The sequence below is a fragment of the Streptomyces syringium genome (assembly GCF_017876625.1).
Taxonomy (GTDB): domain Bacteria; phylum Actinomycetota; class Actinomycetes; order Streptomycetales; family Streptomycetaceae; genus Streptomyces; species Streptomyces syringius.
Map to the genome: position 1 here is coordinate 810534 of NZ_JAGIOH010000001.1, position 16258 is coordinate 826791.

Genomic DNA, 16258 nt, shown 5'->3' on the forward strand with positions numbered 1-16258 from the left:
GCCGAGTTCAGCCGGCCCGACCGGGGCTGCCTTCCTGTCGCGCCAGGGGGGTGGTGGCCCAGCCGTATTCCAGCAGGGTGAACAAGTCGCCCATGGTCCGGGGCGGGTCTTCGCTCGCGCGGGCGATGCCGGGGGCTTCCAGGACGAAGCGTGCCAGTCCGGTGACGGCGGGGGCCTCCGGGGCGAGCCCGGTGGCCTCGGCGAGGGTGGCAGCCAGTGTTTTCTCGTGGCGCGACCACATGCGCCGGGCGTAGTCCCGTAGCGCGGGGGTGGATTCGACGAGGACGAACGTGGGGTCGTCGGTCAGCACGGCGGTCCGGGTGTGCACCATGTGGTCACGCAGGGCGTGCAGCACGGACTGACCAGGGGCTCGGTCACGAACGGCGGCGATCAGGGCGCTCTCGATGTCCGCGTCCAGATCGAAGACGAGCGCCTCCTTGCTGGGGAAGTGTTTGAAGAGTGTGCTCAGCGAGACGTCGGCCGCCTCCGCCACCTCGCGCACACCGACGTTGTCGAAGCCGCGCTCGGTGAACAGCCGCACGGCGGCGTCCGCCAGGGCCTGCCGGGTTCGGGCCTTCTTGCGCTCGCGGCGTCCTGTCGTTGTCTCGGCCATGCCTCCACCCTACCTGCTTCGAGTCGACTCGATCGTAAAAGCGATCAGGCGCAAAGTCAGAGCGATTGTACTTTTGCAGCGGCTGTGCTTTTGTGAGCGGGCAAGCCTGACCGGCACTCAGCTCAGGGCGTCGCCCCAGGGCGCCGGCACTCTCTTCGACCGTCGAACGGAGCGTGACCCTCATGTCCACCACCCCTCGCATCGCGATCGTCGGCGCCGGACCCGGCGGCCTCGTCTGCGCACGCGTCCTGCAACAACACGGCGTGCCGGTCGCGGTCTTCGAGCACGAGACCGACCCCCGGTCCCGCCCGCAGGGCGGCACCCTCGACATCGACGAGGACACCGGCCAAGCAGCCTTGCGTGCGGCCGGTCTGTTCGACCGGTTCCTCGCGCTGGCCCGGCCCGAAGGCCAGGAGTGGCGCCTGTACGACCGTCACGCGACCCTGATACGTCACGACCGGGCCGACAAGGGCGATGCGAGCAGGCCCGAGATCGACCGCGGGCAGCTGCGCAGTCTGCTGCTGGACTCCCTCACCCCCGGCACGGTCCGCTGGGGGCACTCCGTAAGGGCCGTCACCCCGCTTCCCCACGGCACCGCCCGCCTGCACCACCACGACCGCGGCATCGAGGACTTCGACCTGGTCATCGGCGCCGACGGTGCCTGGTCCCGGGTACGCCCCGCGCTCTCCGACGCCCAGCCCTCCTACGCCGGCGTCACGATGGTGGAGTCCCACTTCGACGATGTCGACCGCCGCCACCCCGGCATCGCCCGCTTGGTCGGCCGCGGCACCATGTCGGCCAAGGCGGGCGGCCGAAGCCTGGTATTGCAGCGCAACAGCAACGGACACGTCCGCGCCTACATCACCTTCCGCGGCCCCCAGGACTGGCACACCGGCCTCGACCTCGCCGACACCGAAGCCGTACGCGCGCGTCTCCTCGCCCGGTACCAGGGCTGGCACGACAGCCTGCTCGACATCCTGCGTGAGAACGAAGGCGGTTTCATCAACCGTCCCATGTTCGTCCTTCCCGTTCCCCACTCCTGGCAGCGCACCCCCGGTATCACCCTGCTCGGGGACGCCGCCCACTTGATGCCGCCGATCGGCGTCGGCGCCAACCTCGCCCTGCTCGACGGCGCCGAACTCGCCCGAGCCGTCATCGGTCACTCCACCGTCGACGAGGCCCTCGACGCCTACGAAAGCGTCATGCTGCCCCGCGCCACCGACAGCGCGAAGACCGCCCAGCGGATGCTCAGCACCCTGATGCCCGACACCGACTCCGACGCCCCAGCATTCCCCGACGCACTCTGGCCGACGGACGCCCTCCGTGCCGCGCACCCCTCTCACACCAGCTGAGCCACACGATTTCGAGTATGCGTCCCCCCTTCACCCGGACGGGTCGTTTGACAACGGGCGTTCTGGCAATGCTGCGGTCCTATCGATCACGGGCACGTCGGATCAGTGGAGGCCACCATCAGCGGCACCTGGAGCATGGGCAGGCGGATCGGGATCACCAGCGCGACTCTGGCGGCGGTGGCCGTCGTCGCCTCGGCGGGGACGTCACCCGCGCTGGCGACGCAGGACTGTTTCGACCGCGAGAAGAAGCCGTACACCTCAGTGGTCGACAGCCACCTCCACTTCCGCCCCTTCGGCGGCCAGGCCATCTCGTTCGACGAACTCACGGGCTACCTGCGCAAGAGCGGCGTCCGCCACGCGAGCATGTACGGCATCGGGCAGACGCTGCCCGTGAACTCCGACTGCACCTACTACCTGGACTGCCCCGGGACGCCCGTGGTCCCCAGCATGAAGAACGACTTCGTCAACGCCGGGAACTACATGGAGGCGAAGCCCAAGGATCCCGGCCTCACGCTCTCCATGACCTTCATGGACCTCAACCACCCCGAGACCGTCCCACCCGGGATCTCCCTCTACGACAAGGAATTCCCGGGGATGTTCCGCTGGGCGGGAGAGGTCAACCTCGTCAAGCAGGCCCTGTTCCCCAACCGCCATGAGCCCGCGACGAGCGAGAACATCAGGAACTGGGCACCGTTCATGAAGGTGCTGCGGGACCGCGGCATGCCGATCACCATCCACGCGGACATCGGGAGCGACCGGGAGCCGACGAAATACCTCCACCTGATGGAGGAGACCCTTCGGCGCTACCCGCGGAACGAGATCGTGTGGGCGCACATGGGGCTCTCCAAGGAACTGTCCGCCATGGACCCCGACCAGCACATCCGCATCGTGCAGCGGCTCCTCGACAAGTACCCCCGGCTGACCCTCGATCTGAGCTGGCGGGTGCTGGAGGACCAATACTTCAGCAAGCCGGGCGTCAGGCAGAAGTACGCGGCGTTCTTCGACCGGTACCCCACCAGAGCCATCCCGGGCACCGACTTCGTAGCGGCCGGGAACAAGGACTACCAGGTCTACGAGGAAGAGCTCGAGGTCACCAGCCGTATCAACAAGGCCCTGGGGGACGAGGCGTTCCGCGGCATCGCTCTCGGGGCCAACTACTTCCGGCTGCTCGGCATGAAGGAGACGGCCCCGCAGGTGTGCCGGGCGGGGTGATGCCGGCGGCGGTGGGAGAGTCGCCGTCGCGTTCCCGTCCCGCCGGGCGCCGCGCACAATGGCCCCATGCCGTACGACGAGAAGAACCCGCTGCGCCGGCTCTCGCTCGACGAACTGCGCCTGCGGACGAGCGCCAAATGGCGCACGTACCCGCCGGACGTGCTGCCGCTGTGGATCGCCGAGATGGACGTACCCGTGGCCGAGCCCGTGGCGCGGGCGCTGGTGGACGCGGTCGCGCTGGGCGATACGGGATACCCGGTGGGGACGGGGTACGCGGAGGCGCTGGACGCGTTCGCGCGGCAGCGGTGGGGCTGGGACGGGGTGGTGGCGGAGCGGACGGCGATCGTGCCGGACGTGATGCTGGGCGTCGTCGAGATGCTGAAGCTGGTGACCGGGCCCGGGGACGCGGTGGTGGTGAGTCCTCCGGTGTACCCCCCGTTCTTCCCGTTCGTGGAGAACATGGGCCGGCGGGTGCTCGAGGCGCCGCTGGGCGACGGGCACCGGATCGACCCCGCCGCCCTGGAGGCGGCGTTCCGGCGGGCGGTGGCGGGTGGGCGGCGCGCGGCGTATCTGCTGTGCAGTCCGCACAACCCGACCGGCACCGTGCACACCGCGGAGGAGCTGGCGGCCCTGGCGGAGCTGGCGAACCGCTATGGCGTGCGGGTCGTCGCCGACGAGATCCACGCGCCCCTCGTGCCGCCGGGCACCCGGTTCGTGCCGTTTCTGTCGGTGCCCGGGGCGGGCGGGGCGTTCTCCTTGATGTCGGCGTCGAAGGCGTGGCATCTGGCGGGGCTCAAGGCGGCGCTGGCCGTCGTGGGCCCCGCCGCCACGGACGACCTGGCCCGGCTGCCCTACGAGGTGAGCCACGGCCCCGGCCACCTCGGCATCATCGCCCACACCGCCGCCCTCCGGGAGGGCGGCGAGTGGCTCGACGCGGTACTGACAGGCCTGGACGAGAACAGGCGGCTGCTCGCCGAGCTGCTGGCGCGTCATCTGCCGGACGTGCGGTACACGCCCCCGGAGGGCACCTATCTGGCGTGGCTGGACTGCCGAGGGCTCGGCCTGGGCGACGATCCGGCCGCCGTCTTCCTGGAACGGGGGCGGGTCGCGCTGATCGGCGGTACCGGCTTCGGCACGGGAGGAGCCGGGCACGTGCGGCTGAACCTCGCCACGTCGCCGGAGGTGATCACGGAGGCCGTGCGGCGGATGGCGGCCGCGCTCGGCCGGGGGTGAGGCGGGCCGCCGTCCGTCAGCCGTCGAGCGCGGCGGCCACGACGGGCCCAAGGTGCTCGAATTCCGGCGGGAGCGTGCCGAGCAGCCGGCGTTCGACGGTTCTTCCCGGGTCGGCCAGCGCCACGTCGCCGACGGTGACGAGGCCGTTGAACACGTGCCGGACCGCCTCGGAGTCGGTGACGGTGAACCCCCGGTACCCCAGGCCCGGGGCCGGGGGCGGCTTCGCGTCCGCCCGGGCGAGGGTGGCCAGGAGCGCCCGGAGCGCGGCGGCCGCGCCGGGGTCCAGCGGCCAGCGCGGATCGGGGCGGCCGCTGAGGACGTGCAGTTCCACGATCACCGGGCCTCGCCGCTCCGGTCCGTCGGCGGCCACCGGCTCAGTTGATGACCACGGACTTGCCCGCGTAGAAGTACCCGCAGAAGTCGGTGTAGCCGCCCCGGTCGCACGTCTCGGGATCGGTGATGAGGGCGCCTCTGTTGTCGTAGTTCCGCGCGGCCGTCGAGCCGGGTTTGTGCCCCCAGAAGTCGCCGCGCTGCTCGCGGTACCAGTGGTAGTCCACGCCGGGCCAGATCACGAGGGCCATGAGGCGGCGGGGGTACTCGCTGTCGGGCAGGCAGTCGAAGCGGCGGACCAGGCCGTCGGCGAGCGCGGCTCGGGTGACGTCCGGACAGGCCATGACGTCGGTCTGGGCGCCGTGGGCACGGCCGGGCTGGGCGAAGGTGTCCGTGCGGTAGTTGCGCGCGTAGTTGTAGCAGTTGTTGTAGGGCTGGACTTCCGGGCGGTTCCAGAAGTCGGGGTTGAACTCGCTCACCTCGTAGAAGCAGCCGGTGTCGATCGGCTCGTCCTCCCTGATGGTGGAGCGCAGCGAGTTCGAGGGGAAGAGCGGCGGCCGGAACCACTCCGGCGGGTCCTGGAAGAACCGGTCCATCTGCTCCAGGACGAGGTCGCGCGTCGTGTCGTCGAGGGGCGTCTCGGCGTGCCCGGGCAGCTTGAACCCGCGGTACCGGGGCATGTCGGCGACGATCCGCCGGGCCAGCTCGGCCGAGCGCCGGGGGTCGGGGGCGCCGATGGTGCCGAGGGTGAAGGTGCGGGGCAGGGATTCGGGCCAGGACTCGTCGTCGCTCATCGAGGAGATGACGACCTCGCGGTATCCGAGACCGCCGTAGCCGGCTCCGGACAGGCCGACCGCTTCGTCGGCCACGGCCGCGATCTCCTCCAGCAGAGCGCCCGCAGCGTCCTCGTCGGAGACGACCCAGGCGGGGTTGGGACGGCCGGAGAAGATATCGACATCCACCCGCAGCATCATCCGTCTCCTTCGTCCTCGGCGTCCCGCTCCGCCTCGACGCTATGGCGGCGCGGCAGCGGCGGCCCGTGCTCGGGGGCCGAACGGGCGAGGGGGCCGGTCCGGGATCCCCGGACCGGCCCCCTCGCCCGGGTGCCGTCGTCTGCTCTAGCCGCGCGGGGTGAGCTCCGCCATCGGGCCCCAGCCGGTGCCCGGGACCTCGACGTTGATGATGTCGGGCGTCTTGGCGATCACATCGGGCATCCAGGCCATGGCGGTCCTGAAGTGCTCGGAGTTCACGTGCTCCTCGCCGGCCCGGGCGTCCTTGAAGGCCTCGACCAGGACGAACTGGTGGGGGTCGTCGACGCTCCTGGACCACTCGTAGAAGACGTTGCCCGGCTCCTGTCGGGTGGCCTGCGTGAAGTCGTCGACGAGCGTCAGCCACTCGTCGCTGCGCTCGGGGCGGACGGTGAATTTGACGACGATGAAGATCATGGAGTGCTCCCGTTGCTTCCGGACGGTGGGCTCGGCGGCCGGGCCGGGTGGCCCCGCGCGTGACGCGGGGCCACCCCGCCGCGTCGTACCGGGGGCGTCCCCGGTGCGGCCTTCCCATCGTGCCGGGAGGGGCACCGGCCCGCGCAGCGGAAGGGCGGGGATTCCGGCCCTGCCGGAAAAACGGGCCCCGGCCGCGGCTCACGCGGGGATGAGCTGCTGTGACCCGGTGGTGGTGGTCGTGGTCATCGCCCAGTCGCTGATGTGCCGGTGGTCGTCGTGGCGCTCCTGGCGGTAGCGGCCCGCGGAAACGCCGTAGGCGCGCTTGAAGGCCGTGGCGAAGGCGAACTGCGAGGTGTAGCCGACCCGTTGGGCCACGGCCGCGAGCGGTGCGTCGCTCTCGCGCAGGAGACTGGCCGCGAGCGTCAGCCGCCACCAGGTGAGGTAGGTCAGCGGGGGCCTGCCGACGAGGGTGGTGAACCGGCGGGCGAAGGCCGCCCGGGACAGTCCCGCCCGGCCGGCGAGGTCCGCCACCGTCCACGGCCGCGCCGGGTTGTCGTGGACCGTGCGCAGCGCGGCACCGATCGCGGGGTCGGCCAGGGCCCGGCACCAGCCGGTGCCCGGCCGGGCGGACCGTTCGTCGAACCAGGCGCGCATCAGGTAGATGAGCAGCAGGTCCAGCAGCGCGGGCAGGGTGGCGTCCGTGCCCTGCCCCGGTGACTGCAGTTCGTCGCCGAGCAGGGTGACGGTCGCACGCAGCGCGGGGTGCCGTCCGTGGTGGGCGGGCAGGTGGATGACCTCGGGGAAGTCGGCCAGCAGGGGGTGCGCCCGGGTCTGGTCCAGCCGGTAGGCGCCGCAGAGCAGGACCAGCGGGGCGTGCGAGGGGTCGGCCTGCGGGGCGTCGCAGGATACGGACACCGTGTCGGACGGCGTGTCCGCCGGGTCGTCGCAGCCGGTCAGCGCGTGGGGCGTGCCGTGCGGCAGGAACACCACGTCGCCCGCGGCGAGCGTGATCGGCTCGCCGCCGCCCTGGGGCAGCATCAGACAGCTTCCCCGCAGCACCACGTGGAATCCGGCGCCCGCGAAGGGCTCGATGTCCGTCCGCCATCGTCCGTGCCGGCCGGAGAGCGCCGAATAGGGCCGCCCGGTGCGCAGGGCGGCGACGGCGTCGCTGAGTACGTCCATGAGGTGAGTATGCGCAAGGCCGCGTCGCGCTCCGACGTCCGGCACCCACCGAGACGATGGCGTATAGATCGGGCACGATCACTTATTGGCCGTCTCGCGCGCGCTCTCTAACGTCGAGGGCATGCAGACAATCACCTTGGGCGCGGTGGACATCACCCGCGTCGTCGAATGGCACGCGCCGGTCGCCCCCACCCCCGCCATCTTCCCCGGCAGCACCCCGCGGATGTGGCGGGAGAACGAATCGCTGCTGGCTCCGGACTTCTGGACGCCCGGGACCGACGACCTCATCGCGAACGTACAGACGTGGGTGCTGCGCAGTGAGGGCCGTACGATCCTCGTCGACACCGGCATCGGCAACGACAAGGCACGGCCGCACATGCCCGCCTGGTCGCACCTGCGGACCGACTTCCTCGGGCAGCTGGCCGCCGTCGGGGTCCGCCCCGAGGACGTGGACATCGTCGTGAACACCCATGTGCACTCGGACCACGTGGGCTGGAACACCCGGCTGGTGGACGGTGCGTGGGTGCCCACCTTCCCGAACGCCACCTATGTGATCGCCAAGGCCGACTTTGACTACTGGAATCCGGTCAACAACCATCCCAAGCGGGGTTCCCTCGGCGGTGTCGGCGTGGCGCTGGCCGGCGGGGACATGTTCGAGGACAGCGTCGCGCCGGTGCACCGGGCGGGTCAGACGCTGTTGTGGGAGGACGAATACCGCATCGACGCGTACTTGAGTCTGCGGCTCGCCCCCGGGCACACCCCGGGTTCGTCGGTGCTGCAGCTGGCGTCGGGCAGGGAGCGCGCCCTGTTCATCGGCGACCTCGTGCACAGCCCGCTGCAGTTCGTGGAACCCGACTGCGACACCTGCCTGAGCGAGGACCAGGAGGAGGCCACCCGGTCGCGCCGCCGGATCCTGGAACAGGCCGCCGACACCCGTTCCTTGGTGTTCCCGGCGCATCTGCCGGGCCACGGTGCGGCCGAAATCCGACGCGAGGGCAGCAAGTTCGCGCTGGAGCGCTGGGCGGCGTTCGACCGGACCCGCTGACGTCTGCGCCACGGCGCTCCGCGGCGGCCCCCACGGACCGCGACGGGCCGGCGGGCCCGGCTCCGGTCCGCCCGTCCGGGGCCGGGGCCCGGCTCCGCGCGTGCCCGACGGCGGCGAGCGCGGGGCCCGGGTCCCGGCTACTCCATTCGCCGACACCCCGTCACCTGACAGCCAGCCAGTTTCAGCAACGGCACCTTCCTGGAGGAATGCTGACGATGAATTTCCCGGCGCAGGCCCCGGACGCCACGGGGCTGCGGCGGCCGGGGCCGGCGCCACCCGGACGGCTCACAGACCGCCGCGGCGTCCGGATGACGTGCGAGGAAGCTCCCGATTGCGGGGGACGGGGGGCCGACGCAGGGTGGCGCCAAGATCCCCCACTTAAGGAGTTCTCCATGGGCGCTACTCGCGGGACCAGCCTCTTCGTCGTCGGTGCCGTCCTGGGCTCGCTCGCCCTCGGGACGGCGGGCGGCACCGCCGCCGCCACCGCACGATCGGCTGCCCCGGGCACGGTGGACACCGCCGCGTCCGCCCCGTCCGCCGACGAACTGCGCAAGGCGGCCGGCGAGGCCCTCAGGGCCATGGACGAGGACAGCACCCTCCAGGAAGCCGCGGAGACCGTCCGGCGCTGCTCCGCGGCCGGCCTCCCCGAGGAACCGGGCGGGGACTGCGCCGAGACCAGGCAACACCACGACTCCCTCCTCAGAGCCCGGGCCGACCTGGAGAAGCAGGCGGCCGAACAGGCCCCGGACCACGCCGCGATCACCAGGGCGGCGGAGCTCGCCGACGCCGCCAGGAACGAGCTCCTCGCCCGGCAGGCCGGGAACGGACCCGAGGACGGCACCAGGGACGGCAACCGGGACGGCGCGGCGGACGGCGTCGGCGGGCTGCTCGCCCTGGTCACCAGCGTGGTGAGCGGACTGCTGGGCACCGCCACCGGCTTGTTGGGCAGTGTGACCGGCCTGCTGACCGGCCTGGTGAGCAGCCTGCCGGGCTGAGGCCGCCGGACCGCGCGCGGGGCTCCTCCCGGACGGGAGTCCCGCGCCTGCGCGGCCCCCGTCATCCCGCCCCGGCGGTCAGATGCAGGGTCAGGTCGTCGGCGTCGGGCAGGCCGAGGCCGTGGAAGATGTCATACGCCCTGCGGAAGCAGACCGTCGCCTCGGCGGGGTGCCCCTGTGCCGCGTGGGCGTGGCCGAGCTGGGCGAGCGCGCGGCCGAGGAAATAGCCGTCGCCGTGCCGCTCGGCGATGTCACGGGCCGTCGCGGCGTGCTCGGCGGCCTCGGCCGGACGGCCCGCGAAGTTGTACGCCTGGGCGAGCGCCCCGAGCAGCAGGGACTCGCGGTACAAGGAGCCCGTCCCCCGCCACAGCCGCAGGCTCTCGTGGAGGCAGTCGAGGGCCTCCTCGGTGCGGCCGGTCCACAGGCAGACCTGCGAGAGGTTGTGCAGTGCGTTCGCCTCGCCGGCCCGGTCACCCGTCGCCCGGGTGAGGGCGACCGCCTCCCGGCCGGTGGCCACCGCCGCTGCCGGCTCCCCCGTGGCCAGCTCGGCGAGGGCGAGGAAACCCAGGGCGTAGGCCTCGCTGCCGCGGCTGTGCACGGCCCGGCTCAGCTCGAGCGCCTCGGTGAGCAGGTCGTGCGCGGCGGTGAAGTCACGGCGGGCGAGCGCGCAGCCGCCGAGCGCGATCAGCACGGGTCCCAGCAGCGCCCGGTCCCCCGCGCCACGGCACAGCTCGACCACCCGCTCGAATTCGGGCAGGGCCCGGCCGAGTTCGAAGCGCAGGCTCACCGCCCCGCCCAGCATGTACCGGGCGCGGGCCTCCGCCCTGGTGTCGCCCGCCCGTTCGGCGGCTTCGCACACGGCCCGGGCGGCGCGCTCCAAGCCGTACGGCCGGGCGCCCATCCGGCCGAGCGGGTCCACGGCCACCAGCAGATCGGCACAGACGGCCAGCGGCGCCCGCCCGTCGTGCGCGCCCTGTTCGATCACACCGAGGAGGGTCGCCTGGGTGTCCACCAGCCAGCCCGCGGCCTCCTGCTGGGTGGCGAAGGCGAGCCCGGCGGAGCGGGGCGGGGCAAGGTCGCCGGGGAACACGTCGTCCGGCATCGTCGTCCGGTGGGCGTTGCGGGCGGTGGCGAGGAGGAAGTGGAGCAGCCGGGTGAGCGCCGCGGTCCGCTCGCTGTCCGGCACTTCCTCGACGGCGGCCTGGCGGGCGAACAGCCGCAGCAGGTCGTGGTAGCGGTAGCGGCCGGGCGAGAGGGACTCCAGCAGATTCAGGTCGACCAGCGATTCGCAGAGGTCCTCGGCGGCCCGCCACGGCCGGTCCAGGACCGCCACCGCTTCGGGCAGCGTCATCTCGGGTACGTCCGGCAGGGCCAGCAGCCGGAAGGCGCGGGCCTGTTCGTCGTCGAGCAGGCCCGCGCCCAGCCGGAACGTGGTCTCCACCGCCGCGTCCTCGGCCCGGAGCACGCGGAGCCTGCGCCGCTCGTCGGCCAGCAGCGCGGCGGTCCGCGCGAGGGTCCGGTCCGGGCCGGCCACGAGCCGGGCGGCCACGATGCGCAGCGCGAGCGGCAGCCCGCCGCAGGACTCGACGACTGCCGCCGCGGCCCTCGGCTCGGCGTTCACCCGCTCCTCCCCCACGATGCGGGCGAGGAGGGCCAGCGCGTCCCGGGGCACCATCGGACGGAGGTCCACGAGGGTGGCGCCGGTGAGCCCGGCGAGGCGTGAACGGCTGGTCAGCAGCACGGCGGTGCCCGGCGAACCGGGCAGCAGATCGCGTAGCTGGGCCAGGTCGCGGGCGTTGTCCAGCACGACGAGCACCCTGCGGCCGGCGAGCCGGGAGCGGTACAGGGCGGCCCGCTCGTCAGGCAGCGCCGGGACGTGGCCGGCGGGGACACCGAGGGCGCGCAGGAATCGGTCGAGTACGTGCATGGGTTCGGCGGGCCGGGGGTCGGTGCCGCGCAGATCGGCGTAGAGCTGGCCGTCGGGGAACCTGTCCCGCGTCCGGTGGGCGACATGGACGGCGAGGGTCGTCTTGCCGACGCCGCCCATGCCGCTGATGGCGCTCAGTGCCACGATCCGGCCGCTGTCCAGGGCCGCGCACAACCGGGCGACACTGTCCTCGCGTCCGGTGAAGTCGCCGGTGTCATGAGGGAGTTGGGCGGGGAGCGGAAAGGTGGCCGTGAGCCGCAGCAGGCCGGCGGGGTCCGCGGGTCCCGGTTCGGCGGCGAGGACGCGGCGCTGCAGACGGGCCAGGCCGGGACCCGGCTCCACGCCGAGCTGGTCGGCCAGGGAGCGGCGGGCGCGGGCGTAGACCTCGAGCGCGTCGGCTTGGCGGCCGGCCCGGTACAGCGCGGTCATCAGCAGTTCCTGTATCCGCTCCCGCCAGGGGTGTTCGGCCGCGAGCACGCCGAGCGCGGCGATCGCCGCGGTGTGGTCGCCGAGTTCGGTCTCCACGTCCCAGCGCTCTTCCAGCACGGTCAGCCGCCGCTCGGTGAGCCGGGTGCGCTCGGCATGCGCGTACGGGCCGGGGACTCCCGCCAGGGGTGCTCCGGCCCACAGGGCGAGCGCCGAGTCGAGCAGTTCGCGTGCTTCCTCCAGGCGTCCGGCGGCGCGGGCCCGCCCGGCGTCCGCGGCGCGCTGTTCGAAGACGGCGAGGTCGAGTGCCCCGGGCTCCGGGCGGAGGGCGTAGCCGCCGTCGGCCGAGACCAGGACCCGGGCCCGCCCGCGGGGGCCGCATCCGGGTTCGAGCAGCCTTCGCAGCCCGGAGATGTGGGTGCGCAGCGCGCCCGACGCGCGGGGCGGTGCGTCGTCTCCCCAGACGGCGCCGATGAGTTCCCGCGCGGACGCGGGCCTGCCCGCGCGCAGCACGAGTGCGGCGAGCACGGCCTGGGTGCGGGGTGCGCTCAGGGGCAGCTCGTGCTCGCCGTGCCAGGCCCGGAGCGGGCCGAGCACGGCGAAGCGGGGGACGGGCGGGCCGTCCGGGGCGTGATCCGAGGTGGGGGGCGCGGTCATGGTGTTCTCCGTGGTTCGGGACAGCCGGGGGAAGCCGGGAGTCCGGTGGGGGAGCCGGGAGTTCGACGGGAGAAGCCAGGAGTCCGGTAGGGGCGCTCGGCCGTGGGCGCTGCCGGCTAGTCGGCGGGCCGCGCGGCCGCTTCCTCGCGCGCGCCGGCACCGGCGGTCTCGCGGGCGCCGTCACGGGTCAGGAGGATCCGCAGGTCGTCGGCCTCCGGGACGCCCAGGCGCAGGAAGATCTCGTAGGCGGCGAGCCGGCTCGCCCGCGCCCGGTCGGGGTGGTGCAGCAGGTCGAGCGCGTGGCCGAGCACGGCGAGCGCCTTGGCCCGGCCCCATGCGTCCCGGACCTCCTCCAGCGTGGCGACGGACTGCTCCGCGTGGCGGGCGGCGCGCTCCGGGGCCCCGGCGGCCAGGTCGTTCTCGGCCATCCGGAAGAGGGTGAGCCCTTCCCACAGCCGGTTGCGGTGCGCGCCGAAGAGGGTCAGCGCCTCGGTGAGCCGGGCCGCCGACTCCTCGGTCCGGCCGGTGCCGGCCAGGACGATGCCCAGTTGGTACAGCGCGTGGCCCACCAGGTGGGTGCTGCCCAGGGAGCGGTGCAGGGCGAGGCCCTCCTCGGCCACCATGAGGGCCGGCTCCCGGTGGCCGAGAGCGAGGTACACCCGGGCGAGCGCGCCGAAGGCGTTCGCCTCGCCGAGCCGGTCACCGTTCGCACGGAAGACGGCCAGGGCCTCGGACAGTCGCTCGCGCGCCGCGTCGTGACGGCGCATGTGGTGGTCGCACCGGGACAGCTGCACCAGGCAGTCGGCGGTGGTCAGCGGGTCGTCGGCGGCGCGGCTCAGCGCCAGCGCCTCCCGGCAGACGGGGACGAGCTCGACGAGCCGGTCGGCGTGGTAGTACACGGAGCCGAGGACGAGATACGCGCGGCCGGCGCTGCGCCGGTCGGCCACCCGCAGCGCGCAGGCGATCACCGCCCGGGCGGCCTGCTCGAACTCCCGCCCGTGTGCCCCGTACTCGAACAGGCCGTCCATCATGAGCAGCAGGTCGGCGGCGGGCGCGACGGCGTGGGACGGTTCCGCGACCGCCTGGCCCACCGCCGCGAACAGGCACGACGCCTCGGTGAAGAGCCAGTCGCGGGCGGCGTCGGCACTGTCGAAGGTGAGGCCGGGGGTCGGGGAGGCGACGTCGCGGCGGCCCGCTCCGGGGCTGGTGAGCAGATGGGAGGCGCGCGCCGTGGCGACGTAGAACTCCATGAGGCGGCGCAGCGCGTCGGCCCGCTGCCGCGGGGACTCCTCGGCTTCGGCGCGCTCACGGGCGAAGAGCCGCAGCAGGTCGTGGAAGCGGTAGCGGCCGGGCGCCGGGGACTCCAGCAGGCTGGCGTCCACGAGCGCCTCGCACAGCGGCTCGGCCTCCCGCTCCGCGAGGCCGAGGACCGCCGCGGCGGCGGCCGCCGAGATGTCCGTGCCGTCGGGGAGGGACAGCAGCCGGAAGGTCCGCCGGGCGCGTTCGTCGAGCTGGTGGTAGCCGAGGGCGAAGGCGGCCTCGACCGCCAGGTCCGCGACGCGCAGCTCGGCCAGCCGGTGTTTCCGGTCGGCGAGCCGGTCGTTGAGGGTGGCGAGGGTCCACGTGGGGCGGGTGGCGAGGCGGGCGGCCACGATCCGTACGGCCAGCGGCAGGAGGCCGCAGGCCAAGACCAGTTGGGCGGCCGGTTCCGGCTCCGCCTCGGTGCGGTCCGTGCCCACGACCCGCCCCAGGAGGGTGACCGCTTCCCGCGCCGTCATGACGTCGAGGTCCATCAGGCGCGCGGACGGCAGGTCGCCCAGTTTGGCGCGGCTCGTGATCAGCACGGCGCACGAGGGAGTCCCGGGCAGAAAGGGCCGGACCTGGTCGGCGTCCCGGGCGTTGTCCAGCAGGATCAGCACCCGGCGGTCGGCCAGCTGGGTGCGGAAGCACGCGGCGCGCTCGGCCAGCCCGTCGGGTACGGCCGCGTCGTCGACGCCGAGCGCCCGGAGGAACGAGCCGAGGACGGTGGCCGGGTCCGCCGGGCGTTCCCCGGTGCCCTGGAGATCGGCGTAGAACTGCCCGTGCGGGAAGTCCTCGCGGACCCGGTGGGCGGCGTGCACGGCCAGGGCGCTCTTGCCGACCCCGCCGATGCCGGAGACCGCGACCGTGACGACCGCCTGCGGATGCCCGGGGGCGAGGGCGCGGCACAGCTCGTCGACGGTCTCTTCGCGGCCGGTGAAATCCGCCGGATCGCCGGGGAGCTGGGCGGGGACGGCCCGCTCCCCCGGGGTGAGGTGGCCGGCGCCGGGGGCCGGCGCGTCCGGTGCCGCGGCCAGGATCCGCCGCTGGATTCCGACGAGCTCGCGGCCGGGTTCGAGGCCGAGCTCCTCCGACAGGGCCCTGCGCGTCTCCTCGTACACGGCGAGCGCCTCGGCGCTGCGGCCGGCGCGGTGCAGGGCGACCAGGCGCAGCGCGCACAGCCGCTCGCGCAGCGGGTGCCGGGCGGTCAGCTCGGCCAGCTCCCGCAGGGCGGGCTCGGCGGCGCCCAGCTCCAGGTCGAGTTCGAGGCGGGTCTCGAGCGCCATCAGCCTGCGGTCGGCGAGCCGGTCGCGGTGGGAGCGCACCTGGGCGCCGGCCAGACCGTGCAAGGGCTCGTCGGTCCACAGCGCGAGCGCCGATCTCAGCAGGTCGCGGGCGTCCGTGAGCCGACCGCAGGCCCGCGCGCGGGCGGCGGCGGCCACCCGGTCCTCGAACCGGGCCACGTCCAGCGCCTGACGGGGTATCCGCAGGGCGTAGCCGTCGGACACGGACACCAGGAACCGCGGCGCCGCACCCGGCTCCCGCTCCGGCTCCAGCAGCTTGCGCAGCCGGGAGACGTAGGTGCGCAGCGCTCCGACGGCGCGGGGCGGCGGGTTCTCGCCCCATACCGCGTCCACGATCTCGGCGGCCGAGGCGGCGTGCCCCTGGCGCAGCAGTAATTCCGCGAGGAGTGTCCGCTGTTGCGGGGAGCCGAGCTCCAGGGCCTCGCCGTCGCGCCAGGCCCGCAGTCGGCCGAGTACGGCGAATGTCAGCCCGCCAGCGTCGTTGACCATGCCTGCCCCCAAAAGCGCCGGACGCGGGCCGTTCCCGACCGAGCACCCGATTCCCCGTTCTGTGCTCTTCGCGCGGTTCCCCCCGGCACGCGCTCAGGGCCGAATCGTAACTCCGTGCTGTTCGGCGGGCGCTTTTCGACGCGGGAACGCGCAGGTCACGGGGGTTTTATGGGGGTGTTTTCAGCCAGGGTTCGGCATGCGGACAGAGGGCGGATTCCGGTGGATCGGCCCCGGACGGCCCTTCCGGCAGTGCCCGGCCGCCACCGTGACGCTGCCGTGACGGGCGGGTGACGAGGTCCTCACTAGCCTCGGCCGGGCCCAGTGGCCGAGCAGCAGGCACGGGACCAGGGGCACGCGGAGGGGTTGCCCATGGCCGAGGCGGAAATCGTCGTCCAGCTTCGTACGCAGTCGCCCACCGGTCTCGCGGAGCCCGTCGGGGCCGTGCGGCCGGCGGACCTGCACGGCTGGCTGGCGCGGCGGTTCGGCGTCACCGCCGAGCCACTGCACCCGGGCGGTGGTGATCCGGACTCGGCACGGTGGCTCAGGGTCGGTGTTCCCGCCGGCGCGGATGCCGAGGCCGTCGCGGCGGCCCTGCGCGCCCGCCCGGACGTCGAGGCCGCCTATGTGAAACCGCCGGCAGACCTTCCGTAACGGGCGAAGGAGAGTGCTGTGGCACAGCGAACAGGTGCGGGAAACGGCGGGGGCGGCACGGCCCCTCCGCCTCAATCGCCTTCCGGGCGCGCCGAGCT

At 73.5% G+C, this 16258-nt stretch carries 13 protein-coding genes; 6 read left to right on the forward strand and 7 right to left on the reverse strand.

Features of this window, described 5'->3' with window-relative positions; all coding sequences use genetic code 11:
• Nucleotides 1–7 precede the first annotated feature (7 nt).
• A complete protein-coding gene (locus JO379_RS03700; protein WP_209513858.1) occupies nucleotides 8–613 on the reverse strand; it encodes a TetR/AcrR family transcriptional regulator in 606 nt (201 codons plus the stop codon).
• A 182-nt stretch (nucleotides 614–795) separates the two neighbouring features.
• Here JO379_RS03700 and JO379_RS03705 point away from each other — a divergent pair, with 182 nt between their 5' ends.
• The 3 genes from JO379_RS03705 (at nucleotide 796) to JO379_RS03715 (ending at nucleotide 4410) form a co-directional block, all read left to right on the forward strand.
• Nucleotides 796–1965, forward strand: a complete 1170-nt coding sequence (locus JO379_RS03705) for an FAD-dependent oxidoreductase (RefSeq protein WP_209513860.1) — start codon at nucleotides 796–798, stop codon at nucleotides 1963–1965.
• Nucleotides 1966–2070: 105 nt separating this feature from the next.
• Nucleotides 2071–3177, forward strand: coding sequence for an amidohydrolase family protein (locus JO379_RS03710; protein WP_307841888.1), 1107 nt, complete (start codon nucleotides 2071–2073; stop codon nucleotides 3175–3177).
• Between the two features lie 66 nt (nucleotides 3178–3243).
• A complete protein-coding gene (locus JO379_RS03715) occupies nucleotides 3244–4410 on the forward strand; it encodes a MalY/PatB family protein (protein WP_209513862.1) in 1167 nt (388 codons plus the stop codon).
• Nucleotides 4411–4426: 16 nt separating this feature from the next.
• Here the strand turns inward: JO379_RS03715 and JO379_RS03720 are convergent, their stop codons facing one another.
• The 4 genes from JO379_RS03720 to JO379_RS03735 form a co-directional block, all read right to left on the reverse strand.
• Nucleotides 4427–4780: a hypothetical protein gene (locus JO379_RS03720; protein ID WP_209513864.1), complete on the reverse strand. Its 354-nt coding sequence runs from the start codon at nucleotides 4778–4780 to the stop codon at nucleotides 4427–4429.
• Nucleotides 4781–4784: 4 nt separating this feature from the next.
• Complete coding sequence (locus JO379_RS03725; protein ID WP_209513866.1) at nucleotides 4785–5714, reverse strand: hypothetical protein; 930 nt, start codon at nucleotides 5712–5714, stop codon at nucleotides 4785–4787.
• A 144-nt stretch (nucleotides 5715–5858) separates the two neighbouring features.
• Nucleotides 5859–6185, reverse strand: a complete 327-nt coding sequence (locus JO379_RS03730; protein ID WP_209513868.1) for a putative quinol monooxygenase — start codon at nucleotides 6183–6185, stop codon at nucleotides 5859–5861.
• Between the two features lie 198 nt (nucleotides 6186–6383).
• The gene (locus JO379_RS03735) at nucleotides 6384–7367 is read right to left on the reverse strand and encodes an AraC family transcriptional regulator (protein WP_209513870.1); all 984 of its coding nucleotides are present in this window, start codon (nucleotides 7365–7367) and stop codon (nucleotides 6384–6386) included.
• A gap of 121 nt (nucleotides 7368–7488) precedes the next feature.
• Between JO379_RS03735 and JO379_RS03740 the strand changes: the two genes are divergently transcribed.
• A complete protein-coding gene (locus tag JO379_RS03740; RefSeq protein WP_209513872.1) occupies nucleotides 7489–8412 on the forward strand; it encodes an MBL fold metallo-hydrolase in 924 nt (307 codons plus the stop codon).
• 392 nt (nucleotides 8413–8804) lie between these two features.
• Entirely contained in the window at nucleotides 8805–9407 is a 603-nt protein-coding gene (locus tag JO379_RS03745) for a hypothetical protein (RefSeq protein ID WP_130880854.1), read from the forward strand.
• 61 nt (nucleotides 9408–9468) lie between these two features.
• Here JO379_RS03745 and JO379_RS03750 read toward each other — a convergent pair whose 3' ends face one another.
• Both JO379_RS03750 and JO379_RS03755 read right to left on the reverse strand, forming a co-directional pair.
• Complete coding sequence (locus JO379_RS03750) at nucleotides 9469–12417, reverse strand: AfsR/SARP family transcriptional regulator (protein ID WP_209513874.1); 2949 nt, start codon at nucleotides 12415–12417, stop codon at nucleotides 9469–9471.
• A gap of 116 nt (nucleotides 12418–12533) precedes the next feature.
• Nucleotides 12534–15509, reverse strand: coding sequence for an AfsR/SARP family transcriptional regulator (locus JO379_RS03755; protein ID WP_209513876.1), 2976 nt, complete (start codon nucleotides 15507–15509; stop codon nucleotides 12534–12536).
• A gap of 369 nt (nucleotides 15510–15878) precedes the next feature.
• On the opposite strand from JO379_RS03755, the gene JO379_RS03760 reads away from it, so the two are divergent.
• Complete coding sequence (locus JO379_RS03760) at nucleotides 15879–16160, forward strand: hypothetical protein (RefSeq protein ID WP_130880851.1); 282 nt, start codon at nucleotides 15879–15881, stop codon at nucleotides 16158–16160.
• The last annotated feature ends 98 nt before the right edge of the window (nucleotides 16161–16258 follow it).